This is a genomic window from Streptomyces sp. NPDC038135, assembly GCF_055601245.1.
On record NZ_JBVJXS010000012.1, the window covers coordinates 146,864 to 170,214 of the forward strand.

Consider the following 23,351-nt stretch of genomic DNA (forward strand, 5'->3'; position numbering starts at 1 on the left):
CTGGAGCAGGCAGTCGAGATGGACCAATGCCAGCACCACGAAGGTCACGCAGATCAGCGCGACGGTTCTCACAGGAAGGCACTCGCTCGCGGCTCAGTCGCGTGGCGACGGGATTTCGGTTGCTCTGATCACCACGCGGTGATGACCGGCGCGTCGGGTTCGTGGTGCCGCCAGGTCTCGTTGAGGCGCGCGAGCCGGTCCGCGGCGGCGATGCCGTGCAGGGACGCGACCTTGCCGTCGGCGACTTCGAACGCCACGGTACCCACGACCCGGTCGTCGACGACGGCGAGGACGGCTGGGGAGCCGTTGACCAGCGCGATGTAGAACGCGGGGGAGCCGCCGGCCAGCCGCCGCTTCGCCGGCGTGGGCTTGAAGCCGGCCCGCACGTAGGCGGCGATGTGCTCGCGGGTGTTGTACCGCAGCAGCCGCCTGGCCAGTCCGTAGCCGTCCGAAACCGCGGTCGCGTCGGCGGTGAGCATCGCAACCAGCCGTTCGGTCCGCCCCGACATGGCGGCGTCGAGGAACTCCTCGAGGATCCGGCGCGCGGACGCAGGGTCCACCTCGTCGCCGCCGTGGCGCTCGGCGGCGACCCGGATCCGGGCCCGGTGGACATGCTGTTGGCTCGCGGACTCGCTGATGTCGAGGATCCCGGCGATCTCGGCGTGGGAGTACGAGAAGGCCTCGCGCAGGACGTAAGCGGCCCGCTCGACCGGCGAGAGGCGTTCCATGAGGATCAGTACGGCCAAGGACACCGATTCGCGCCGCTCGAAGGTTTCGGCCGGACCGAGCATCGGGCCGCCCTCGAGGAGCGGCTCGGGCAGCCATACACCTGCCGCTCGCTCGTGGCGCGCCTGCGCCGAGCGGAGCCGGTCGACGCAGAGATTGGTGGTGACCTTGGTCAGCCACGCCTCCGGCACCTCGATACGTTCCCGGTCTGCGGCCTGCCAGCGTAGGAACATGTCCTGCACGGCGTCCTCGGCGTCGGCGGCCGAGCCGAGCAGACGGTATGCGAGTGAGGCCAGCCGCCCCCGGCTGGCCTCGAACCGATCGATGGCTGCGCTGTCCACGCGTAGGAGCCTATGCGGCGGCCACACCGGCCTGGCGAGGCGCGGTGGCGAGGCGGTGCCTGCGCTTGGGCATGCCGAAGGTCGGGTGGGCGATGCCCCACTCTGCCCCTTTCAGTACGCCCGACTTGAGCCGCGCGGCGGTCCGGCCGCCCAGGTACCAGGACTTCGCCTGGACCTTCCCGTCCACCATCTGGAAAATCGCGTCCCGCCGCCCGAGGCTGATGTGATTGCCGTAGTACTTCAGCCCGGTGGTCGGGACCTTGCTGCCCGTCAGGCGCGCGATGATCGCGGCGGTCGCCTGCATGTTGGTGACGCCGGCCGAGGCGCAGGACATCGGCAGCGGCCGGCCGTTCTCGCCGATCGCGTAGGCGCAGTCACCGGCGGCGTAGACGTCCGGATGTGAGACCGAGCGCATGCTGCCGTCGACGACGATCTGGCCGGTCTCGGCGACCTGCAGACCGCTGCCGGCCGCGATGGGGTCCACGGCGAACCCGGCGGCCCACACGGTCACGTCGGCCGGGAGGGCCGTGCCGTCGGAGGCGATCGCCTGTGTCCGCTCGACGGCTTCGATGGCGGTGTGCTCGTGGACGGTGACGCCGAGCCGGTCGAAAGCCTGGCGCAGGTGACGGCGGGCCTTCGGGGAGAGCCAGGCGCCCAGCTCGCCGCGGGCGGCGAGCGCGACCGAGAGGTCGGGCCGGGACTCGGCGAACTCCGTGGCGGTCTCGATGCCGGTCAGCCCCTCGCCGACGACCAGCACGGTGCCGTCCTCGCCCAGTCCGGCCAGGCGCTCGCGTAGACGCAGCGCCGAGGACAGACCGGTCACGTCGAAGGCGTACTCGGCCACGCCCGGGACGCCATGGTGGGCCACGGAGCTGCCGAGCGCGTAGAGAAGCGTGTCGTACATGAGCTCGCCGTCGCCGTCCTCGCAGCTCACGGCGACGGTCCGGCGCTCGGCGTCGACACCGGTGACGCGCGCCAGGCGCAGGCACACACTGGTGCCCGCGAATACGGCGGTGAGCTTCCGGAACGTGAGATCCTGGCCGACTGCGAGCTGGTGGAGCCGCATCCGCTCGACGAAGTCGGGCACGGCGTTGACGACGGTGATCTCGGTGTCGGCCGGCGAAAGCCGGCGGGCCAGGTTCCCGGCGGCGAAGGCCCCGGCGTAGCCGGCGCCGAGTACCACGATGCGGTGCTTCATGGTGTTGCTCCCGTCTCGTTCGCGTGCCCCTTGAACGAGACGGGGCCCCGATTGCTGACAGAAGCTGGATGTGACGCCGGTCACCGAACGCGCGGGGAAGTGCTGCTCGCCCCACGGACGCCTCGATGCCTCCCAGGACCGGCTGGGAAGCGGCCCAGGGGAGTGCCCGGACGGACTGCTGCGGGCGTGGGCCTTGTGCCGCACTGGCACGGATGCAGTGCGGCACAGGCGTGTGGGGGCCCCGCGGGGAACCCTCAACTCTTCTCGAGGCGGTGACCCGCCCAGTTCGAGGCCGAAGCCCGCGATCGAGGCGTCACAAGATCGACCAGCCAGTTCCCACCGGATCTCACGCCTTGGCGCGCGATGGGTGGGAACGCGATCAATTCCAGATCGTCCGGTGGTGCGGAGGCCACGGACCCTGACCCGGCCCCACGGGCCATGCCGGCCATGCAGTGCTCGGGCCGCCGGCGGACGGATCCTGCGTGCCCGGGACCACGGACGGTGCCGACGGTGCAGTGCTCGGGCCACCGGCGGACGGATTCCCCGTGCCCGGGGCCACGGACGGTGCCGACGGCGCAGTGCTCGGGCCGCCTCCGGACTGGTTCCCCGTACCCGAAGCCTGCGCGCCACCGCCGGCCCACAGCTCGTCGACACGCGCACGCTCGGTGGCGTTCGGGTTGCGGTTGGTGCAGGACGGGCCGGGTCCGCCGCCCGACATCAGCTCACTGCACGGCCCGCTGTAGTCGTCCGGCAGGCCCAAGACGTGCCCGGTCTCGTGGGTGACGACGCGAATCGCGTCGTACTGCCGGACCTGGGTGTAGTCGAGGAAGATCTGGCCGCTTCCGTGGCCGTCGGTGGAGGCGTGGGACCCGCGGGAGTCGTTGCCCTCGGAGTAGGAGAAGTCGGCGCTGCTCGAACCGCTCGAGGCCTCCTCGAGCTTGACGTTGGACTCGGAGCTGTTCCAGATCTCGGCCGCGCTCGATATCTGCGAACGGAAGCTCGGCGCCTTGGAGACGTCGTAGTGGAGCGTCACCGCCTGCCCGCTCGGCTGGGCGGCGCCCTTCTCGGCGACCGACTTGAGTACCGCCTCGAAGAACGCCTTGTTGTTCGCAGCCTCCTCAGCCGACCCGGTGTAACCCGCCACGGAGGTATCGGCGGAATCGGAGGGGGTGGCGGTCGGCTGGGCGCTCGCCGGCGCTGCCACAGCCAGCGCGCTGGAGGACAGACCCAGGCCGAGAGCGAAGGCGAGGAACATCGGGGACAGTCGGGACGACTTCATGTGGGGGGCTCCTACTTACTCGGTGACGCCGAGCGCCACAGCGCGCGGTCGACTCGGCGTGAACACCGGTTCCGAACTGCAGCGACGTCCTGTGGGGCGACATTCTTAGAACGGCTCGACAGGCACGCAATGGGTCCTGCTACTACGTCGCTTCGTAGATCTCAGGACCTCGCCAGGGTCGTGCGCGGGCCTCCGGTCCCCACGCAGCGACAGGAGAAAGATCTGTCGCAGCGTCAGAAGCCTTACGGTGGGGGGCAACAGGCACGCCGGTCGGTCGGACGGAATTCCGACACACACCGCACGATTCACATCCAGGTCAAGACGGACAAACACTCGGATGTACGCCATGGCGCATCTACTAAGTACACAGGGCAATTCGCGAAGCATTGTGACCGACGTCACGAAATAATTGACCTTCCGCGCCTTTTGCGCCCAACAGTGGGGTCTGGATTGTGAGGCCAGGCTGCCGCCAGCCGCATGAGCGAGGCGCGTGAAGGACCAGATTCGGCACCCGCTGCCGGACCTCGCGCAGCGCAGGGAACGCGAGGTCGCCGACCGCCGGCAGCCGCAGGTCCGCGCGCGGGCGCGACGGACCGCGGCCACCAGCACCGGCATCGTCGTCGACACCCGCGCGCGGTTCGGCTACCCGGCCGCGCCCGGGTCCACCGACGACGCCCGGCTGCGCCACCTCGCCCTGGCGCCTGCCTCCGCAGTAGGCCGCCCGCCTCTTCGAGGCGCGGAGGCGGGGGCAGGCGAGGACCGGCTGCGGCAGATCACCGCGGAGGCCCTGGGCGAGGACTACTTCCGCGGCAGCGGCCGCCGCGCCCACGGCCTGGAGGTGGAGTTCACCGACCTGGAGCACGTGGAGTTCGACCTGTAGCCCTCGCCCCTCGCCCCCGTGCGCCGGAGCCTCAGGGGTACGACACCACCGTGGACGGCGTCGTGGACGTGCCCGAGGTCGGGGCCCCCGTCTCGTTGATCACGTGCTCGTACTGCCCGTTGCCGCCGAGCGAGACCACCAGCAGGTCGTGGAACTTCACGCCCGGCCGGTTCGGCGCGGAGAAGCCGTGGTGCTGGACGATGCCCGGATCGACGTTGTAGTAGCAGTAGCTGCCCAGGCCCCAGCCCTCGTGCGCGGTGACGTGGTCGCCGACCTTGTAGGCCGCGTAGCCCTTGACGGAGCCGTTCTGGATCGCCGCCTGGTTCGGGGCGTCGTACGCCTTCTCGTTCTGGAAGAAGATCGTGCGGCCCCGCTGGCCGTTCCACTGCACGTCGTACTTGTTGAAGTGCTCCACGAAGAGCCCGGTGCAGAGCACGTCGTCGCCGTTGACCACCACGCCGTAGTCGGCGCGGTTGGTCTCCCAGCCGACGCCGGTTCCGTGGTCGGCGCGCCACACCCAGGTGTGGTCGACGATGGTGTGCCGGTTGTTGACCACGATGCTGGTGGTGGCCTTGCCGGCGCCCGCGCCGCCGATGCGCACGAAGACGTCCTGCACCGTGGTCGGGTTGGCCGAGTGGTCCTTGGCGGCGCCCGCCGGGCCGATCTCCAGCAGGGTCCGGGAGTTGACCGGCCCGGCGTCGATCAGAAACCCGGCGAGCCGGACGCCGTCGACGTCGGCGACCTTCAGGGCCGTGGTCCCGTTGTCGGGCACGAGAGTGGCGTAACCGAGGCCGAGGACCACGGTGTTGGGGCGGTCGACCTGGATCGGCCGGTCCAGGTGGTAGACGCCGGGTGTGAGCAGCAGGTGCAGACCCTGGGCGAGCGCCTGGTTGAGGGTGGCCGCGCTGACGCCCGGCTTGGCGACGTAGAACCGCGACAGCGGCAGGGACGTGCCCCTCGGCGTGCCGTTGCCCCAGGTCACCCCGCGGGCGTTGGTCCGCTTCTCCGGCAGGAAGACCCGGAACTCGGCCCCGCTGACGTACAGGAACGGCTTCTCCCGGGAGACCGGGGTGGTGTCCAGCGTGGTGTACACCGGGTTCGGGAAGCCCTGTGCCGGGGCGCCCTGGACGCCGGAGAACACCATGTTCCAGACGCCGTTGAGCCAGCTGCCGACGACTCTGTCGCGGGTGTACCACTGCTGCTGCGAGTAGGGCCCGACCTGGCCGTCGATCCGGCAGTCGGCGATGTAGCCGCCGCTCGCCCAGCCGTAGCCGGACGGCGCCAGGTCCAGTCCGCCCCGCACGTGCATCCGGCGGAACGGCGCCGCCTGGGCGACCGCCCACCGGTTGGTCCCGTTGACGGGGACCAGGGCGAGGTTCTCGGCCGAACGCCAGAAGTTCTGCGTGGCGTTGCCGTCGAACCAGCCCGCGTCGACCGTCACGTCACCGTTGATGGTCGTGTCGTCGGGGGACAGGCCCAGGCCCGCGATGGAGGTGTAGAAGCCGATCTGAGCGTTCAGGCCGTGGTACGTGCCGGGCTTGAACAGCAGCGCGTAGCGGCCGGTGCCGAACTGGGCCGACTCCTGCTTCGCGAAGACCTCGTCCAGTTCGGCCTGGATGCCGGGCGTCGCCGGGTCGAAGACGAGCACGTTCGGACCGAGGCCGCCGCCACCGCGGAGGGGGCGCGGGGACCGGCGGCGCCCGGTCGCGGCGTCGGCCGGGGCGGCCGCGCCGGCCAGCACCGGCACGGCCGCGGCCGCGGCGCCGAGCACGGTCCGGCGGCCGACCGAGGGCGAGGAGGGGGAAGTGGGGGAGGAGGGGGGCATGCGCGGCTCTCCTGGTTCAGGAAATGAACGATGCGGGGCGTGGGAGCGCTCTCTCGACGTTGGATGCTTCATTGGCGTGAACGATGCGTCAAGTGTTACGACGGGATTTCTGCGCAGGGCCCCTGAGTGACCGTCACATTCCCACCCATGCCTTCGAGAAGTGAGCGAAAGAGCATCGCTGATCCTTTGGTCGATTCCCTTGACACCTCTCGTCGCCGCCCCAACACTCCAGCGGTGGGAGAGCGCTCTCCCAGTCCGTACGACAGCCCCCACCTCCCTCCGAGGAGCCCGTATGTCACGGAGATCGAAGATCCTGTCGGGCGCGCTCGTCACCTCCGCCCTGCTGCTGACCCCGCTCGGACTCGGCGGGGTCGCCGCGTCCTCCACGCCGTCCGCGGCCGTCACGCACACCGGCCACACCATGGCGCTGTCCACCGCCTCCTCACCCGAGGACCTCGACGGCGACGGCTACATCCCCGCGAACCCCCCGGTCACCGGCGTCACCCCGTCGGCGCAGAACCCCCCGCACCGCTACTTCCACGAGTTCCAGGCCAACTGCTCGGTCAGCCACACCAGGCCGGACGACCCGATCGTCTATCCGCAGCAGCCCGGCAAGTCCCACGACCACACGTTCCTGGGCAACACCACCACGAACGCGAGCAGTACGACCGCGACGCTGAGCGCGGGCGGCACCACCTGCAAGGCCCCGGGCGACCTCTCCGGCTACTGGATGCCCACCCTCTACAACGGGGACAGGCCGGTCCTGCCGACCGGACCGCAGGTCATCTACTACAAGGCCGGCGTCACCGACTACACCAGCGTCCGGCCCTTCCCCAAGGGGCTGCGGTTCGTCGTCGGCAGCCCCATGCAGAGCGCCGACGAGTTCCGCCACCACCCCGGCTTCGTCGAGGGCTGGGAGTGCGGAGACAGCTTCTTCAACACCGAATTCCCGGCGAGCTGCCCCTCCCGGCCCGACGTCCAGCTGAACATCCGCTTCCAGGCCCCGAGTTGCTGGGACGGCCGGTACCTGGACACCCCCGACCACAAGAGCCACATGGCCTACCCGGTGGTGAAGCCCGGCACCAACGACAACGTCTGCCCCGCCGACCACCCGGTGGCGCTGCCGATGATCGAGTTCAAGATGGCGTTCCCGGTCAACGGCGACATGTCGAAGGTGCGGCTGGCCAGCGGACCCGGCCACAGCTTCCACTACGACTTCTTCAACGCCTGGGACGACCGCACGCTCAAGGCGCTGGTCGACCACTGCATCGTCGGCGGACTCCAGTGCGACGCCCGCGGCTACGACGAGACGCACCCGGAAGCGGGCGCGGCCCTCGACGCCGACTACCGCCTCCCCTGACCCCCTCACCGACCGGAAGACCCCACACCATGACCCCACCACCCCGCACCCGCGCGCGCCGCCTCGCCGCGCCCCTCACCGCCGGCGTGCTGACCCTCGGCGCCCTCACCGCACTCCCCGCCGCGCAGGCCCGCGCGGCCGGCGGCGTCGTCGAGGTGACCGGAGCCCAGGGCGACTGGCAGTTGACCGTCGACGGCAAGCCGTACCAGGTCAAGGGCCTGACCTGGGGCCCGTCCATCGCCGACGCCGACAGGTACATGCCCGACCTGAAGTCCATGGGCGTCAACACCATCCGCACCTGGGGCACCGACGCCTCCAGCAAGCCGCTGTTCGACTCCGCCGCCGCGCACGGCCTCAAGGTCATCGCCGGGTTCTGGCTCCAGCCCGGCGGCGGACCGGGCAGCGGCGGCTGCGTGAACTACGTGACCGACACCGCCTACAGGACCCGGATGCTGGACGAGTTCCCCAAGTGGGTCCAGACCTACAAGGACAACCCCGGCGTCCTCATGTGGGACGTCGGCAACGAGTCGGTGCTCGGCCTGCAGAACTGCTACAGCGGAACCGAGCTGGAACGCCAGCGCGACGCCTACACCTCCTTCGTGAACGACGTGGCGAAGCGGATCCACGCCGTCGACCCCGGCCACCCGGTGACCTCCACCGACGCCTGGGTCGGCGCCTGGCCGTACTTCAAGAGGAACGCACCCGACCTCGACCTGTACGCCGTCAACTCCTACAACGCGGTCTGCGACGTCAGGTCCGCCTGGGAGCAGGGCGGTTACACCAAGCCCTACATCATCACCGAGACCGGTCCGGCCGGTGAGTGGGAGGTGCCCGACGACGCCAACGGCGTGCCCCAGGAGCCGGGTGACCGCGCCAAGGCCGACGGATACACGCGGGCCTGGAGCTGCGTCACCGGGCACCGGGGAGTCGCCCTCGGCGCCACGATGTTCCACTACGGCACCGAGTACGACTTCGGCGGCATCTGGTTCAACCTCCTGCCCGCCGGCCAGAGACGGCTGTCGTACTACGCGGTCAAGAGGGCCTACGGCGGCGACACCTCCCGTGACGACACCCCGCCGGTGATCTCCGACCTGACCGTCGAGGGCGACGCCGGCCGGGTGCAGGCGGGCCGGGACCTGACCCTCGCCGTCCGGGCCGCCGACCCGGACGGGGACGCGCTCTCCTACGAGGTCCTGGACAACAGCATGTACATCGACCAGAGCAAGGACCTCACCCCGCTGCCCTTCACCGATCTCGGCGGCGGCCGCCTCAGGGTCACCGCGCCCGACCGGCCCGGCGTCTGGAAGGTGTACGTCAAGGTGACCGACGGCCACGGCAACGTCGGCGTCGAGACCAGGTCCGTCCGGGTCGTCCCGCCCGCCCCGAGCGGCACGAACCTCGCGCTGGGCAAACCTGCCACCGCCTCCTCGTACCAGCCGGGTTACGGCGACTGCCCGTGCCCCGCCGCCGACGCCGTCGACGGGAACCAGAACACCCGCTGGGCGAGTGACTGGAGCGACCCGCAGTGGATCCAGGTCGACCTCGGCGCCCGCACGGCGTTCCGGCACGTCCAGTTGCTGTGGGAGGCCTCGTACGCGAAGGCGTACACCGTGCAGACCTCGGACGACGGGCAGACCTGGCGCACCGTGCGCACCGTGACGGACGGCAACGGCGGCGTGGACGACTTCGACGTCACCGGCACCGGCCGCTACGTGCGCGTCAACGGCACCGCGCGGGGCACCGGCTACGGCTACTCGCTGTACGAGTTCGGCGTCTACGGCTGACCCGGGCGGCCGGCGGAAGGGAGGGGTGAGGATGGCCGACGGGGACGAACTCGACCGGCTGCTCGGCAAGTTGACCCTGCGGACCGCGGTCCGCCTGCTGACCGGCGCCACCACCTGGCGCACGGCGGCGGAAGCCTCCGTGGACCTGGGCCAGTTGGTGCTCTCGGACGGGCCGGCGGGGGTGCGCGGAGAGGGCTGGGACGAGCGCGACACCTCCGTCCTGCTGCCCTCGGCCACCGCGCTCGCCGCCACCTGGGACGAACCGCTGGTCGAGGAACTCGGCGGCCTCCTCGCCTCCGAGGCCCGGCGCAAGGGCGTGCACGTCGTCCTCGCCCCGAACCTCAATCTGCACCGCAGCCCCCTGGCCGGGCGGCACTTCGAGTGCTTCTCGGAGGACCCGCTGCTCACCGCCCGGACCGGGGCCGCCCTGATCCGGGGCATCCAGGCGCACGGAGTCGCCGCCACGGCCAAGCACTTCGTGGCGAACGACGCCGAGACCGACCGGCTGACCGCCGACGCCTCGATCGACGAGCGGACCCTGCGCGAGGTCCACCTCGCGCCGTTCGAGGCGGCGGTGGCGGCGGGCGTCCGGCTGGTGATGGCCGGGTACAACCGCGTGAACGGCACCACCATGACCGCGCACGCACTCCTGACCAGGCCCCTGAAGGCCGAGTGGGGGTTCGACGGCGTGGTCGTCTCCGACTGGGGCGCGGTACGCGGCACCCTGGACACCGCCCGCGCCGGTCTCGACCTCCAGATGCCCGGACCGGCGGGGGAGTGGGGCGAGTCGCTGGCGCGGGCCGTGGAAGCGGGCGAGGTCGCGGAGCGGGCCGTGACGGACAAGGTGCGCCGGCTGCTGGGGCTGGCCGCCTGGTGCGGCGTCATCGGCGGCCCGGACCGCCCGGCCCGGCCGCCGCTGCGGTCCCGGCAGGCGCGGGCCCTGGCCCGGCGGGCGGTCGCGGCCGGTTCCGTACTGCTGGCCAACCGGGGCGTCCTGCCGCTCGACCCCGGACACCTCGGCACGGTCGCCGTCGTCGGCGCCCCCGCGGCCCGCACCCGCACCCAGGGCGGCGGCAGCGCCGGTGTCTTCCCCCAGGACGAGGTGTCGCTGCTGGACGGCATCCGGGCCGGTCTGCGCGGCCGGGCCCGGGTCGTCCACGTACCCGGACCGGCCCCGGACGGCCCGCCCCCGCCGCTGGACATGACCCTCGCCGCCGACCCGCGCACCGCCGCCCCCGGTGTGCTGCTGCGCGTCCTGGACTCCTCCGGTACCGAGCTGTACGCGGGACACCGGCGCGGCGGTCGGCAGCTCGAGCCGCCGCTGCCACCGGGCGCGCACACCGTGGAGATCAGCGCGCGACTGCACCCCCGCACCTCCGGCGCCTGGCGGATCGGCGTCGCCGGATTCGGCCGCCTCAGCCTGCACCTCGACGGAGACCCGCTGCTGGACGGCGAGTTCGCCGCCACGACCGACGACCCGGCCGTCCTCCACGTCAGTCCGCCCACCAGGGTCGTCACCGCGCGACTGACCCGCGGCACGACCCCGCTGCTGGTCGCCCGCCGCGAACTCGCCCCCGGCACCGGCCGGGCCACCGTCGTCGGCGCCGAACCCCCCGCACCACGCGCCGCCGAGGCCCTCGCGGCCGCGGCCCGGGCGGCCCGCGAGGCGGACGTGGCGGTGGTGGTGGTCGGCACCGGCGAGCAGCAGGAGTCCGAGGGACGCGACCGCACGGACCTGGGGCTCGGCCCGGAGCAGGACGCCCTGGTCCGCGCGGTCGCCCGGGCCAACCCGCGCACGGTGGCCGTCGTCAACAGCGGCGGCCCGGTGGAACTGCCCTGGCGGGACGAGGTCGGCGCCCTGCTGCTCGCCTGGTTCCCCGGCCAGGAGGCCGGCGGCGGCCTGGCCGACGTACTGCTCGGCCGGACCGAACCCGGCGGTCGGCTGCCCACCACCTGGCCCGCGACGCTCACCGACGCCCCCGTCACCCGCACCCGGCCGGAAGCCGGCCGGATCTCCTACGACGAAGGCGTGCACGTCGGCCACCGCGGCTGGCTCCGCGCCCGGCGCACCCCCGCGTACTGGTTCGGGCACGGACTCGGCTACACCACCTGGGAGTACGAGCGGCTCTCGGGCCCCGAGCGGACCCCGGCCGGAGAGGACCTCACCGTACGGGTGCGGCTGCGGAACACCGGCACGCGCGCCGGCCGTGAGGTAGTGCAGATCTATCTCGCCCGCCCCGGCCCGAGCGCCGTCGGCCATCCGGAGAGATGGCTCGCCGGCTGGGCGGCGGTCCGGGCCCGGCCCGGCGAGAGCGCCGTCGCGCAGGTGCGGATCCCGGCACGCGCGCTGTGCCACTGGGACGTCCGCGCGGGCGCCTGGCGGACGGAGCCCGGACCCTGCCGGATCCTCGCGGGCCGCTCGGCGGGAGACCTGCCCCTGGGCCTGGAGGTGGACGTGCTCGACCGGCCCTGAGCACCGTGCGGGCCGGCGCGGAGAGCGCTCTATCCCCGTGGGCCGCCGGGCCGTTAGGGTGCGGGCATGAGCAGACAGGCCCCCACGCTGGAGGACGTCGCCCGGGAGGCCGGCGTCTCCCGCGCGACCGTTTCCCGGGTCGTCAACGGCGTGCGCAACGTGGACCCGGCGATCCAGGAGGTGGTCCGCCGGGCCATCGAACGGACCGGGTACGCGCCCAACCGGGCCGCCCGCTCCCTCGTCACCCGGCGGACCGAGACCGTGGCCCTGGTCGTGTCCGGCGCCGGGGAGACCTCAGGCGAGGCCCAGGCGGCCTTCGCGGCCCGGGTGTTCGCCGACCCCTTCTTCGGGCGGGTGGTCGCCGGGATCGTGGGCCGTCTGCGGCCGCGCTCGGTGCACCCCGTGCTGATGTTCGCCGAGTCCGCCGAGGCCCGCCAGGAGGTGCTGACCTATCTGCGGCAGGGCCGGGCCGACGGCGCGCTGGTCGTCTCCAGCCACGCCGACGACCCGCTGCCCGCCCTGCTGGCCGAGGCCCGGCTGCCCGCGGTGCTCTTCGCCCGCCCCTCCCGCCCGGTCCCGCTCAGCTATGTCGACCTGGCCCACCGGGACGGCGGCCGGCTCGCCGCGGAACACCTGCTCGCCCGCGGCCGCCGCAGACTGGCCACGATCTGCGGCCCGTTGGCCGTCGCCGCGAGCCAGGAGCGGCTGGCCGGCTTCCGCGACACCCTCGCCCGGCACGGCCACCCGTACGTGCCCGTCGCCGAGGGCGGCTTCACCCTGGACACCGGCATCGCGGCCATGACCGACCTGCTGGCCGAACACCCCGACCTGGACGGGGTGTTCGCGGCGAACGACCTGATGGCCCAGGGCGCCTGCCAGGTCCTGCGCGAACACGGCCGCCGGGTGCCCGAGGACGTCGCGGTGGTCGGCTTCGACGACTCCACCGTCGCCACCACCTGCCGGCCCCCGCTCACCACCGTCCGCCAGCCGGTGGAGGACATGGCGGCCGACATGGCCCGGCTGCTCGACGAGCACATCCACGGCGTCCGCACCGCTCCCACCTCGGTCGTCTTCGACCCGGAGCTGGTGGTCCGGGACTCGGCCTAGCAGCCGCCTTGCGCGGTCGCCGGGCGGCCGGTGCCTAAGGTGGAGTGTGATCAGTAGCGCCACAGAGCACCGCGGTCAGGACCGGCGGGCGGACCGGCGGCGGCCGGGTTACCTGGCCGCCGCGGCCGTCTTCGCCGTCGGGATGATGGGCACCACCCTGCCCACGCCGCTGTACGGGCTGTACCGGCAGCAGCTCGGCTTCTCCGAACTCGTCGTGACGGTGGTGTTCGCCGCCTACGCGGTCGGCGTCATCACCGCCCTGCTGGTCGCCGGAGGCTTTTCCGACGTGCTCGGGCGGCGGCCGATGCTGCTGGCGGCGCTGGGCCTGTCCGCGCTCAGCGCGGTGTGCTTCCTGACCGAGGGCGGACTGCCCCTGCTGTACACGGGCCGGGTGCTGTCGGGTTTCTCGGCCGGAGTGCTGAGCGGCACCGGCACGGCGGCCGTCCTCGAACTGGCCCCGCCGGCCAGGCACGCCAGGGCCGGGTTCGCGGCGACCGCGGCCAACATGGGCGGGCTGGGGCTCGGCCCGCTGATGTCCGGCGTCCTCGCCGAGTACGCGCCGCAGCCGCTGAAACTGCCGTTCGCCGTCCACCTCGCCCTGCTCGCGGTGGCCGCGGTGGTGGTCTGCCTGCTGCCCGAGACCGTGCGCCGCTCGCATCCGAGGGAGTCGCTGCGGCCGCAGGGGATGAGGGTGCCGCCGGAGGTGCGGGGGGTGTTCGCGCCCTGCGCCCTCGCCGCCTTCGCCGGGTTCTCCGTGCTCGGGCTGTTCACCGCGGTCGCCCCGGCCTTCCTCGACCAGACCCTGGGGGAGCACAACCTGGCGGTCGCCGGCGCCGTGGTGTTCTGCGTGTTCTGCGCCTCCACCGGCGGGCAGCTCCTCATGGGCCGGATCGGTGCGCGCCGGGCCCTGCCCTGGGGCTGCGCGGTGCTCGTCGCCGGACTCCTCCTCATCGCGCTCTCGCTGCTGCTGACGTCCTTCCCCGTGCTGCTCGCCGGCGCGCTGACCGGCGGCGCCGGACAGGGAATGGCGTTCCGCGCCGGCCTGAGCGAGGTCAGCTCGGCGGCGCCGGAGGCCCATCAGGGCGCCACCATCTCGGCGTTCTTCGTCGTCGCCTACGTGGGGATCTCGCTGCCGGTCGTCGGGGTGGGCGCCCTGACGTCGGCGCTGGGGCTGCGCGGCGCCGGGCTGGTGTTCGCGGGGTGCGCGGTGCTGCTCGTCGCGGCCGTGGGCGTGCGGGTGAGCCGCACCCTGGCGCGGGACTCCGAGCGGTGACGTGGACGCCCCGGACCTGGGCCGAACGTCTTGACGTCCACCAGCGTCGAAGGAGGGACACCCGGCGAGGCCGAGAGGCGACCCATGAACTCCGTACGCTCCACATCCCGCTCCCCGCTGCCGCGCCTCGCGTCGGTCGCGGGTCTGGTCTGCGCGGCCGTCGCCTGCCAGGCGCCCACCGTCTCCACCCGTCCGGCGCAGAGCATCGCCTGGCGGGAGCCGTCCGCCTACACGTACACCCTGCGCTCGACCGGCGGGGAGCGGGAGCTGATCGGCTCGTTCCGGGTGAGCGTGCGGGCGGGGAAGGTGGTGCGGGCGACCGGACTGGACGCGGAGAGCCGCGCCGTGGTCAGGCGCTCGCCCGCGATCGTGCCCACCATCGGCACACTGGTGCGGGAAGCGGAGCGGGCGCGGCGCGAGGGAGCGGACCGGGCCGACGCGCGGTACGCCTCAGCCGGCTACCCCCGCCTGATCACCGTGGACTGGTTGGCCGACGCCGTCGACGACGAAGTCCGGTACGAGATAAGCGACTACACGCCCGGCGGGCGAGGAGCAAGCGTCGGGTGAGCGCCGCTCGCCGGGTGTGCGCGTACGGGGGGGGAGCCGGTCACCCGCGCGGGGTCAGGACTTCCTGGAGGAGAGCGCCGTAGCGCGTGACGAGTTCCTCGCGGTCGGTGCGGAGCAGGCCCTCGTCGCGGGCCACCCACAGGCCGTAGAGCAGACCCCCGGACATCGACGCGGCGAGCCGGGCGCGCAGGTCGGCGTCGGGGCCGCGCAGCCGGTCGCGCAGGGGCGCGATGAGCACCTTCTCGTGCGTCTCGCGCAGCCGGTCGAGGATCTGCGGTTCGCCGCTGCCGTGCACCAGCGCCAGGAAGATCCCGCGGGCGGTGCCGTCGAGGTCGAGGAGGAGTTCGGCCAGCCGCTCCCCGAGCCGTTCCAGCGGTACGTCGAACAGGGGCGCGTCGTCGATCGCCAGGTGCATCGTCTCCAGGAACAGCATCTCCTTGCTCTTGAAGTGACGGATCACCAGGGCCGGGTCGGTCCCGGCGGCCGCGGCGATCCGGCGCACGGTGGTCCTGGCGAACCCCTGGTCCCGGAACAGGCGGGCGGCTGCCTCGTGGATGGCGTCACGGGTGGTGGAGCCGGAACCGGTCTGCAGCATGCGGCACAGCCTATGCGGGACTCCGCCCGGTTTACCGGGCTCTTCGCGACCGCCGCGCGAACAGGGCGTGAACCGGCCGCCGAGCGGCTGGAAGATCGGGTTACGTGAGCGTTTCAAGAAGTTCGGTCAACATTGTTGACTCGCCGCTGCGGCGCCCGCACATTACCTATCAGTAGAACCGCACGGTAATCCCGTGGCCGGTTCTGCGCGGCCGCGACGTGCGCTTTTTCGCCCGTACTCCGCCGGCCGGCACTCCCCACTTGCTCGAGCCGCCCCGTTCTCGCGAACCGGTCCGCGCGCACCGCTGTGCCCGCGTACTCCCCACGCGCCCCACGCGCTCCACGAGAAGAGAGAGCAGATGCACATGCCCGCTTTGCGCCGTGTCATGACCACGACAGCGGCCGCCGCCGGTGCGCTGGCACTCGGCCTCACCGGAACCACCGCCCAGGCCGCCACGCCGCTGAACTACGCGGCCCTCGGCGACAGTTACAGCGCCGCCTCGGGCGTCCTCCCCGTCGACCTCTCCAGCCCGCTCTGTCTGCGCTCCACGGCGAACTACCCACACGTCCTCGCGTCCCGCACCGGCGCCCGCCTGACCGACGTCACCTGCGGCGCCGCCCAGACCAAGGACTTCACCGCGTCCCAGTACCCCGGCGTCGCCCCGCAGGTGAACGCCGTCGACGCGGACACCGACCTGGTGACCGTGACCATCGGCGGCAACGACAACGGCACCTTCATCAACGCCATCCTGGCCTGCGGCACCGCCGGCGTCCTCAGCGGCGGCCAGGGCAGCCCCTGCAAGGACAAGTACGGCTCCTCCTTCGACGACGCCATCGACGCGAACACCTACCCGGCCCTCAGGACGGCTCTCGGCAGCGTCCGCGCCAAGGCGCCGGGCGCCCGCGTGGCGGTGCTCGGCTACCCGTGGATCACGCCCGCCACCGCCGACCCGTCCTGCTTCGTCAGGCTGCCGATCGCCTCCGGCGACGTCCCCTATCTGCACGCCATGCAGGCCCATCTCAACGCCGTCGTCCGGCGCGCGGCCGAGGAGAGCGGGGCCACGTACGTGGACTTCGCGCAGGCGTCCACGGGCCACGACGCCTGCCAGGCCGTCGGCACCCGCTGGATCGAGCCGCTGCTGTTCGGGCAGAACATCGTCCCCGTGCACCCCAACGCCCTGGGAGAACGGCGCATGGCCGAGCGCACCATGACCGTCCTCGGACTCGGCTGACCGAGCCGCCGGCCGGCCCGGCTTGCCTTCGAGCGGACTCCAACGGCCACACTGGGCACGACGGAATCCGCAACGGGGAACGAGGACGGGCGCAGCCGATGGACACGACGAGCAGGGCGGGGCACCCGCTGCCGTACGACACCTACCGTGAGGCGATCGCACGCGAGACGCTGCGCTTCACCGAGGCCGTCGACGGCGCCGACCCCACGAGCGCGGTGCCCTCGTGCCCCGACTGGACCCTGGCCGACCTCACCCACCACGTGGGCGCGCTGCAGCGCTGGTTCTGCGCGCTGCTGACCCGGCTGGTGCAGGAGCCGCCCCGCTCCCGCGACGTGGAGCTGGGGCTGCCCGGCAGCCCGGCCGGGTACCCCGGCTGGGTGGCGGCCGGGGTGCCGGCCGTGGCGGCCGTGCTGCGGGACACCGACCCCGGGGCGCCGATGTGGGCCTGGGGCGAGGACCAGCACGCCCGGTTCTGGGCGCGCCGCATGCTCTTCGAGACCCTCGTGCACCGGGTGGACGCGGAGCGCGCCGTCGGCCTGGAGCCGGACGTCGACCCCGCCCTGGCAGCGGACGGCGTGGACGAGTTCCTCGTCAACCTGCCCTACGCGGGCCTCTTCGCCGCCGGCGTGCGCGAGTTGCGGGGCGACGGCGAGACCATCGCCTTCCGGTGCGCGGACACCGGCGAGGAATGGCGGGTCCGGCTGGACGCGGACGGCTTCCGTCCGCTGCCGCCGGCGGCGGACGGCGCCGCCGGCACCGGACCGTGCACCGCGGCGGTGAGCGGCACGGCGGCGGACCTGCTGCTCCTGCTCTACGGCCGCAGGTCGCACAAGGAACCCCTCTTCGACGTGTCGGGCGAGGCCGCGGTCCTCGACCACTGGTTCGCCCACACGGCCTTCTGACCCGGCCGCCGGCTACCTAGGGCTCGGCCGCCTTCCGCTCGCCGGTGAGCAGGCAGGCGGCCAGCGCCGCGGTGTCGTCCTGCAGCCGGTTGTCGCCGTACTCCAGCAGGTCGTCGTGGAGCCGGTCCAGCAGTTCCCGGGGCGGCAGCGGTCCCCACCGGCGCAGGCGCTCGGTCAGCGGGTAGAAGGCGCCGTCCGCGTCCCGCGTCTCGGTGACGCCGTCCGTGTACAGCAGGAGCTGGTCGCCGGGGTGGAAGGGATAGACGTCCACGTGATACGCGTCCCCGACGAGCACGCCGAGGTTCAGCGGCGGCGCCGACCGCCCCCGGTCCAGCTCGCGCACCTCCCCGGGGAGGATGAGCAGCGGCGGCGGATGGCCGCAGTTGACGACGCGGACGACCCGGCCCTCGCTCGGGATCTCGGCGAACACGGCGGTGACGAACCGCTCGCCCGCCTCGCTCCCGCCGAGCTGCGCCGCCCTGCGGCCGATGCTCGTCTCCACCCGGTCGGCCAGAGCGGCAAGATCGGGCTCGTCGTGCGCCGCCTCGCGGAACGCGCCGAGCAGGGCGGCCGCGGTCTCCACCGCCAGCAGCCCCTTGCCGCGGACGTCGCCGATGAGCAGCCGGACGCCGAACCGGGTGGGCACGGCCTCGTACAGGTCCCCGCCGATGCGCGCCTCCGCCGCCGCGGAGACGTACAGGCTCTCCAGACGGAGGTCGCCGATCCGGTGCGGCACCGGCCGGAGCAGCACCCGCTGCGCGATGTCGGCCACGAAGCGGACGTCCGCGAGGGTGCGTTCGCGGCGGATCCGGTGCGCGGCCAGGATCGTGCCGAGCACGCCGACCAGGGCGGTGCACACGTACGCGGCGACGTAGTGGCGCTCCCACAGGTAGCCCACCTGCCGGCCCGCGCAGCACGGGGTGCCGGCCAGCGCGCCTTCGAGGAGCACGGCGAACGCGGCGGCGGCGAGCACGACGACGGGCCGGTGGGCGAACGCGGCGACCAGCGGCAGCGCGATCAGCACGAAACTCACCGGCCACTGCACGGGGGTGACGGGTTCGAGCAGCAGCACGGCCGCGACGAACAGGACCGGCAGCCAGCGCATCCACGCCGGGGCGGCCGGTAACCCGATCCGCGAGACCGTGCCGTCCACCGGTCCGTGACCGGTACGTCCGTGCTTCGCCCCTCGCACCCGCCACTCCCGTCACACGATCCCGACGGGACCCAGCCTGGTGCGCCGGGCGGCGGCGCGCCCGTTATTGCTCCACCCAGCGGCATGTTCCGCCACCCGCCGGTGGCTGCGCCCCTCCCGCGTCCGGAGACACGAACTGGTAACGGCGCACAACTGGACCGGAGCCGACGGGGTCTGCACCGGCATGAAGATCTCTTTCCTGCTCCACAACGCCTACGGCATCGGGGGGACCATCACCACGACGTTCAACCTGGCCCAGGCACTGGCCGAGCGGCACGACGTGGAGATCGTCTCCGTGTTACGGCACCGCAAGCGCCCTCAGATCACCCCCGACCCGCGGGTGAGCCTGCGACCGCTGGTCGATCTGCGGCAGGAGAAGGACCACACGTCGCACCGGACGCCGGCGAAGGTGTTCCCCTCCGCCGAGTACCGCTACCGGCAGTACAGCCGGCTGACGGACGAGCGGATCGCCGAGTGCCTGGCGGACACCGACGCCGACGTCGTCATCGGCACCCGGCCGGGACTCAACGTGCACCTCGCGCTCCAGGCCCCGGACCGGGTGCTGCGCGTCGGCCAGGAGCACCTCACGCTGGACAACCACCCGGCGCCGCTGCGCACCGCGCTCCGCCGGGCCTACCGGCGTCTGGACGTGCTCACCACGGTCACGGAGGCGGACGCCTCCGACTACCGGCGCAGGATGCACCTGCCCGGCGTACGCGTCGCGGCCCTGCCGAACAGCGTGCCCGACCCCGTGCTGCCGCCGGCCGACGGCCACGCGAAGATGATCGTGGCGGCCGGCCGGCTCGTCCCGGTGAAACGGTACGACCTGCTCATCCAGGCGTTCGCCCGGGTCGCGAGCGAGTACCCCGACTGGCACCTGCGCATCTACGGAGCGGGCGAGCAGCGGGACGCGCTGCGGGCGCGCATCGAACGGCTCGGGCTGAGCAACAACGCCTTCCTCATGGGGCCGGCCGCGCCCATGGAGGCGGAGTGGGTGAAGGCGTCCATCGGCGTGTCCACCTCGTCCTTCGAACCGTTCGGCATGACCATCGTCGAGGCCATGCGCTGCGGCCTGCCGGTCGTGAGCACCGACTGCCCCTACGGTCCCGCCGAGATCATCGAGGACGGCGTGGACGGCCGGCTGGTGCCGGTCGGGGACCGGGACCGGCTGGGCTCGGCGCTGCTGGAACTGGTCCGCGACGACGAGCGCCGCCGGGCCATGGGGCGGGCGGCCGCCGAGAACGCCCGCCGCTTCGCTCCCCGGAGCGTGGTGGCGCAGGCGGAGCGCCTGCTGGAGGACGCCCTCGCGGCCCGGTCGGCGGGGCGGAGCACCGCGGAGGCGCCGCGCGACCTGCGGCAGAACCTGGTGAGCCACGGGTTCGCGGCCCGCGACATCGCGCACACCGCCACCGGGCGGGTGCTGAGGACTCTGCGCAGGGGGCAGCGGTGACCACGGAGACCGGCGCCGGAGCGCGCGCGAACTGCGTCGTGGACGCCGAGGGCCGCATCGCCCTCGAACTGCCGACGGCCGCTCTGGGCGCTACGGCCGGGGCAGCCGAGACGGTCGGGGCAGCCGAGACGGCTGCGACGGCCGGGGCAGCCGAGACGGCCGCCCGGCCGCACCTGCTGCTGCGGTTGCGGCCCAAGAAGGGCGAACCCGTCACCGTCCTGCGGACCGTTCCTCTCGAAGCCGCGGGGGACGGCCCGGCGCGGGCCGTCCTCGAACCCCTGCCCGCCCTGGAGGAGGGCCGCTGGGACGTGTTCCTGCAGGCCGGGCCGGACGACACCGCACCGGTGCGGCTCCGGCAAGGCCTGCGCGACCTGCGGGCCCTGGTCGACGGGCAGCTGCGGGACCGGCCGTCCCCGGTGGCGGTGCGGATCCCGTACGCGACGAAGGAGGGCTACCTCGCCGTACGGGCCTGGCTGCGCACCGCCCACGCGGAGACGGCCCGGATCGAGGTCGGCGACCGGTCGACCACGGTCACCGCCCGGCTGCACGGCGCCACGTTCGAGGAGGGCGCCGTCGTCCGCCTGCGGATGCGGGGGAGCGACACCCCCGGGGGCGACGTGCGGCCGGTGACCGACGGCGACCGGCGGGGCTTCCGCTTCACCGTCGACCACGAGGAGCTGGTTGCGGGCACCCCCGCCGAGGGCGGCGTCTGGGACGTCTTCGTCCACCCCGCCGCGGACGCCTCCCCGGTCCGCGTCGCCCGGCTCCTGGACGACGTGGCGGACCGCAAGGCGTCGTTCGTCCACCCGGCCGCGCGCGCCGCCGGCGCCGTCCTGAGGCCCTACTACACCCTCGACAACGACCTCTCCATCCGGGTGGCCAGGGGCTGACTTCCCGGCCTGCGCCGGGGGCACGGGCCGGGATCCGCACCGCGGCGACCCGGCCCGTGCCTTGCCCCCGCCGGGAGCCCGGCGCACGCTGTTGCTATGCGCGCGCACGACAGCCCCACGCTGATCACATCGGTACAGCGCGCCTTCCGCCTGATGGAGGCGGTCAGCGCACACGAGAACGGCGCGCCCGCCAAGCAGCTGGCCCGGGAGACCGAGCTGCCGCTCGCCACCGCCTACCACCTGCTGCGGACGCTGGTGCACGACGGGTACCTCCGCAAGCTGGACGACGGCGGGTTCGTCCTGGGCGACCGGCTCCACACGCTGCACACCGCCAGCCGCGCCCAGGTCCTGCTCAACCGGGTCCGGCCGGCCCTCGCCGCGCTGCGCGACGAGCTCGCCGGCGCCGCCTACCTCACCTTCTACGAGGACGGAGAGATCAGGATCGCCGAGATCGTCGACGGCCCCCGCGCACCCCGGGCCGACCTGTGGGTGGGCTTCGAGGACGCGGGGCACGCCACCGCGCTCGGCAAGTCGGTGCTCCGCGAACTCGACGACGACTCCCGCCGTGACTACCTCTCCCGGCACCACCTCGCCGACCTCACCCCACGGACCGTCACCAGCCTGACCGAACTGTTCAGACGGCTCGACTCCGCCCCGCTCGCCCCGGCCGTCACGGACCTGGAGGAGTACGCGCTCGGCACCGTGTGCGTGGCCGTGCCGGTGTACAGCGGCGACACCCTGGGCTCGCTCGGAGTGTCCCTGCCGGTGGAGCGGCTCTCCCGGCTGCCGGAGATCGGCGCCCGGCTGCTGCCGGCCGCCAGCCGGGTGACCAGAAGCCTCTCGCTCACTATCTGAAAACCCGCTTCTTGAAGCCGTCCCCGCCGAGCCCTTTTCCTTGAATGCGAAACAGGGCAACCGGGCAGGGGAGCACCCCGTACACACGTGAGGGACAGCGCGACAGGTGAGCGACTCCGCACAGAACTCGAGCCGGCGCTCGGAGCACGGTGGCGAGCACTGGGCGACACGGCTGCTGATGCCGGCCGGGCCCGGCGCGCCGGCCCCGTGGCGCGTCCCCGCCCAGGCGGTCGCCGCGCTGCCGGTGGTGATCGTCGTGGTCGTCGTGGTCGTCGACTTGCTGACCGGAGCCGGCCTGCCCTGGCTGCCCATGCTGGCGGCGGGACCCGCGCTGGCCGCCACCACCAACGGGCCACGCGGCGTCCTGTGCGTCGGTCTGCTCGCCTCCGTGCTGTGCGCGGCCCTCAGCACGGTCTACACCGTGCCCGGGCGAGAGCCGGCGGCCGTGCTGTGCGCCGTGCTCGCCGTCACGGCGGCGAGCACCCTGGCCAGCGAGCTGCGCGGCCGGCGGGAGCGGGTGCTCGCGGCGGTCCGCTCGGTCGCGGAGGCCGCCCAGCACGCCCTGCTCAAGCCGGTCCCGGAGACCGTCGGCCCGTTCCAGGTGGCGGTCCGCTACAGCGCCGCCGCGGCGGAGGCCCGTATCGGCGGGGATCTCTACGCGCTGGTGCCCACCCCGCACGGGGTCCGGCTCATCGTCGGCGACGTGCGCGGCAAGGGGCTGCCCGCGGTGAGCACCGCCGCGCTGGTCCTCGGCGTCTTCCGCGAGGCCGCCTGCGACGAGCCCGACCTGCTGGCCGTCGTCGGCAGGATCGAGCGCAGCCTGGCCCGCAACCTCGGGCCGGACGACTTCGTCACCGCCGTGGTCGTGGGCTGCCCGCGGCCCGGCGAACTGGAAGTGGTCAACTGCGGGCACGCGCCTCCGCTGCTGATCACCGCGGGCGGGGGAGTGAAGCCGGTGGAACCCGCGCGTCCCGCCCCGCCGCTCGGGCTGCGCGCGCTGTCCGGCGAGCACCCGGAGCTGCACCTGCTGCCCTTCGCGGACGGCGACCAGCTCCTGCTCTACACCGACGGGGTCACCGAGGCCCGCGACCACGCGCGCGAGTTCTACCCGCTGGCCGAGGGCGTGGCGCGGCACGTGTCCGACGACCCGGCCCGCACCCTCCGCGCGGTCCACGCCGACCTGCTGGCGCACGTGGGCGGCCGGCTGCACGACGACGCGGCCCTGCTGCTGCTCCGCAGGTCCGTCGACGAGACGGCGGAGACGGCGGAGACGGCGGAGGGCCTTCGGGAGGACGCGGCCGGAGACGAGCCGGAGGAGGGCGGTCAGGCGCCGGACGCGCGGCGCGAGATCCTGCCGGAGCGGTCCGAGGCCGCCGCGGTGGCGGTCACCTGCCGCGGCGGGGGCCGCTGAGAGGGTTGCTCA

General features: G+C 73.2%; 18 protein-coding genes and 1 pseudogene. 13 read left to right on the forward strand and 6 right to left on the reverse strand.

Annotated features, from left to right (window positions below):
* Nucleotides 1–128 precede the first annotated feature (128 nt).
* The 3 genes and pseudogenes from ACZ7JA_RS31320 to snpA all read right to left on the reverse strand — a co-directional run.
* Entirely contained in the window at nt 129–1,067 is a 939-nt protein-coding gene (locus tag ACZ7JA_RS31320) for a sigma-70 family RNA polymerase sigma factor (protein ID WP_470811723.1), read from the reverse strand.
* Between the two features lie 10 nt (nt 1,068–1,077).
* Nucleotides 1,078–2,265, reverse strand: a complete 1,188-nt coding sequence (locus tag ACZ7JA_RS31325) for an NAD(P)/FAD-dependent oxidoreductase (RefSeq protein WP_470811725.1) — start codon at nt 2,263–2,265, stop codon at nt 1,078–1,080.
* A 628-nt stretch (nt 2,266–2,893) separates the two neighbouring features.
* A pseudogene (gene snpA, locus ACZ7JA_RS31330) lies at nt 2,894–3,544 on the reverse strand (snapalysin); the annotation flags it as partial.
* Between the two features lie 490 nt (nt 3,545–4,034).
* Here snpA and tpg point away from each other — a divergent pair.
* Nucleotides 4,035–4,424 carry a telomere-protecting terminal protein Tpg gene (tpg, locus tag ACZ7JA_RS31335; RefSeq protein ID WP_470811727.1) on the forward strand — a complete coding sequence of 130 codons (390 nt, stop codon included), beginning with the start codon at nt 4,035–4,037 and terminating at the stop codon, nt 4,422–4,424.
* A gap of 31 nt (nt 4,425–4,455) precedes the next feature.
* Here the strand turns inward: tpg and ACZ7JA_RS31340 are convergent, their stop codons facing one another.
* Nucleotides 4,456–6,249 (reverse strand): coagulation factor 5/8 type domain-containing protein, encoded by a 1,794-nt coding sequence (locus ACZ7JA_RS31340; RefSeq protein ID WP_470811729.1) that lies wholly within the window; start codon nt 6,247–6,249, stop codon nt 4,456–4,458.
* 292 nt (nt 6,250–6,541) lie between these two features.
* On the opposite strand from ACZ7JA_RS31340, the gene ACZ7JA_RS31345 reads away from it, so the two are divergent.
* The 6 genes from ACZ7JA_RS31345 to ACZ7JA_RS31370 all read left to right on the forward strand — a co-directional run bounded on the left by ACZ7JA_RS31345 (nt 6,542) and on the right by ACZ7JA_RS31370 (nt 14,813).
* Nucleotides 6,542–7,609 carry a DUF1996 domain-containing protein gene (locus tag ACZ7JA_RS31345; protein ID WP_470811731.1) on the forward strand — a complete coding sequence of 356 codons (1,068 nt, stop codon included), beginning with the start codon at nt 6,542–6,544 and terminating at the stop codon, nt 7,607–7,609.
* A gap of 29 nt (nt 7,610–7,638) precedes the next feature.
* On the forward strand, nt 7,639–9,393 hold the full coding sequence (locus ACZ7JA_RS31350; RefSeq protein ID WP_470811733.1) for a discoidin domain-containing protein: 1,755 nt from the start codon (nt 7,639–7,641) through the stop codon (nt 9,391–9,393).
* Between the two features lie 31 nt (nt 9,394–9,424).
* Nucleotides 9,425–11,866, forward strand: a complete 2,442-nt coding sequence (locus ACZ7JA_RS31355) for a glycoside hydrolase family 3 C-terminal domain-containing protein (RefSeq protein ID WP_470811735.1) — start codon at nt 9,425–9,427, stop codon at nt 11,864–11,866.
* A gap of 66 nt (nt 11,867–11,932) precedes the next feature.
* A complete protein-coding gene (locus ACZ7JA_RS31360) occupies nt 11,933–12,973 on the forward strand; it encodes a LacI family DNA-binding transcriptional regulator (protein WP_351666388.1) in 1,041 nt (346 codons plus the stop codon).
* 46 nt (nt 12,974–13,019) lie between these two features.
* A complete protein-coding gene (locus tag ACZ7JA_RS31365) occupies nt 13,020–14,246 on the forward strand; it encodes an MFS transporter (RefSeq protein ID WP_389450409.1) in 1,227 nt (408 codons plus the stop codon).
* An 84-nt stretch (nt 14,247–14,330) separates the two neighbouring features.
* Nucleotides 14,331–14,813 carry a DUF6174 domain-containing protein gene (locus tag ACZ7JA_RS31370; protein WP_470811738.1) on the forward strand — a complete coding sequence of 161 codons (483 nt, stop codon included), beginning with the start codon at nt 14,331–14,333 and terminating at the stop codon, nt 14,811–14,813.
* Between the two features lie 40 nt (nt 14,814–14,853).
* Here the strand turns inward: ACZ7JA_RS31370 and ACZ7JA_RS31375 are convergent, their stop codons facing one another.
* On the reverse strand, nt 14,854–15,408 hold the full coding sequence (locus ACZ7JA_RS31375; RefSeq protein ID WP_351666390.1) for a TetR/AcrR family transcriptional regulator: 555 nt from the start codon (nt 15,406–15,408) through the stop codon (nt 14,854–14,856).
* A gap of 358 nt (nt 15,409–15,766) precedes the next feature.
* Here ACZ7JA_RS31375 and ACZ7JA_RS31380 point away from each other — a divergent pair, with 358 nt between their 5' ends.
* Together ACZ7JA_RS31380 and ACZ7JA_RS31385 are read left to right on the forward strand one after the other, a co-directional pair.
* Nucleotides 15,767–16,639: an SGNH/GDSL hydrolase family protein gene (locus tag ACZ7JA_RS31380; RefSeq protein ID WP_351666391.1), complete on the forward strand. Its 873-nt coding sequence runs from the start codon at nt 15,767–15,769 to the stop codon at nt 16,637–16,639.
* 98 nt (nt 16,640–16,737) lie between these two features.
* A complete protein-coding gene (locus ACZ7JA_RS31385; protein ID WP_351666392.1) occupies nt 16,738–17,541 on the forward strand; it encodes a maleylpyruvate isomerase family mycothiol-dependent enzyme in 804 nt (267 codons plus the stop codon).
* Nucleotides 17,542–17,557: 16 nt separating this feature from the next.
* On the opposite strand, the gene ACZ7JA_RS31390 is transcribed toward ACZ7JA_RS31385, so the two are convergent.
* Nucleotides 17,558–18,646: a PP2C family protein-serine/threonine phosphatase gene (locus ACZ7JA_RS31390; RefSeq protein WP_389298896.1), complete on the reverse strand. Its 1,089-nt coding sequence runs from the start codon at nt 18,644–18,646 to the stop codon at nt 17,558–17,560.
* Nucleotides 18,647–18,917: 271 nt separating this feature from the next.
* Here ACZ7JA_RS31390 and ACZ7JA_RS31395 point away from each other — a divergent pair, with 271 nt between their 5' ends.
* From ACZ7JA_RS31395 to ACZ7JA_RS31410, 4 genes are all read left to right on the forward strand, one after another.
* Nucleotides 18,918–20,183, forward strand: coding sequence for a glycosyltransferase family 4 protein (locus ACZ7JA_RS31395; protein WP_351666394.1), 1,266 nt, complete (start codon nt 18,918–18,920; stop codon nt 20,181–20,183).
* Nucleotides 20,180–21,073 carry a transferase gene (locus ACZ7JA_RS31400; protein WP_470811741.1) on the forward strand — a complete coding sequence of 298 codons (894 nt, stop codon included), beginning with the start codon at nt 20,180–20,182 and terminating at the stop codon, nt 21,071–21,073. Before ACZ7JA_RS31395 ends, ACZ7JA_RS31400 begins: the two co-directional genes overlap by 4 nt.
* Nucleotides 21,074–21,169: 96 nt before the next feature.
* Nucleotides 21,170–21,928 (forward strand): IclR family transcriptional regulator, encoded by a 759-nt coding sequence (locus tag ACZ7JA_RS31405; RefSeq protein ID WP_351666396.1) that lies wholly within the window; start codon nt 21,170–21,172, stop codon nt 21,926–21,928.
* A 178-nt stretch (nt 21,929–22,106) separates the two neighbouring features.
* The gene (locus ACZ7JA_RS31410) at nt 22,107–23,339 is read left to right on the forward strand and encodes a PP2C family protein-serine/threonine phosphatase (protein ID WP_470811880.1); all 1,233 of its coding nucleotides are present in this window, start codon (nt 22,107–22,109) and stop codon (nt 23,337–23,339) included.
* The last annotated feature ends 12 nt before the right edge of the window (nt 23,340–23,351 follow it).

Coding starts and splice junctions, on each gene's coding strand:
- ACZ7JA_RS31325 (WP_470811725.1), bottom strand. CDS start 2,265: ATGAAGCACCGCATCGTGGTACTCGGCGCCGGCTACGCCGGGGCCTTC.
- ACZ7JA_RS31340 (WP_470811729.1), bottom strand. CDS start 6,249: ATGCCCCCCTCCTCCCCCACTTCCCCCTCCTCGCCCTCGGTCGGCCGC.
- ACZ7JA_RS31345 (WP_470811731.1), top strand. CDS start 6,542: ATGTCACGGAGATCGAAGATCCTGTCGGGCGCGCTCGTCACCTCCGCC.
- ACZ7JA_RS31350 (WP_470811733.1), top strand. CDS start 7,639: ATGACCCCACCACCCCGCACCCGCGCGCGCCGCCTCGCCGCGCCCCTC.
- ACZ7JA_RS31355 (WP_470811735.1), top strand. CDS start 9,425: ATGGCCGACGGGGACGAACTCGACCGGCTGCTCGGCAAGTTGACCCTG.
- ACZ7JA_RS31360 (WP_351666388.1), top strand. CDS start 11,933: ATGAGCAGACAGGCCCCCACGCTGGAGGACGTCGCCCGGGAGGCCGGC.
- ACZ7JA_RS31370 (WP_470811738.1), top strand. CDS start 14,331: ATGAACTCCGTACGCTCCACATCCCGCTCCCCGCTGCCGCGCCTCGCG.
- ACZ7JA_RS31375 (WP_351666390.1), bottom strand. CDS start 15,408: ATGCTGCAGACCGGTTCCGGCTCCACCACCCGTGACGCCATCCACGAG.
- ACZ7JA_RS31380 (WP_351666391.1), top strand. CDS start 15,767: ATGCACATGCCCGCTTTGCGCCGTGTCATGACCACGACAGCGGCCGCC.
- ACZ7JA_RS31385 (WP_351666392.1), top strand. CDS start 16,738: ATGGACACGACGAGCAGGGCGGGGCACCCGCTGCCGTACGACACCTAC.
- ACZ7JA_RS31390 (WP_389298896.1), bottom strand. CDS start 18,646: ATGCGCTGGCTGCCGGTCCTGTTCGTCGCGGCCGTGCTGCTGCTCGAA.
- ACZ7JA_RS31395 (WP_351666394.1), top strand. CDS start 18,918: ATGAAGATCTCTTTCCTGCTCCACAACGCCTACGGCATCGGGGGGACC.
- ACZ7JA_RS31405 (WP_351666396.1), top strand. CDS start 21,170: ATGCGCGCGCACGACAGCCCCACGCTGATCACATCGGTACAGCGCGCC.
- ACZ7JA_RS31410 (WP_470811880.1), top strand. CDS start 22,107: ATGCCGGCCGGGCCCGGCGCGCCGGCCCCGTGGCGCGTCCCCGCCCAG.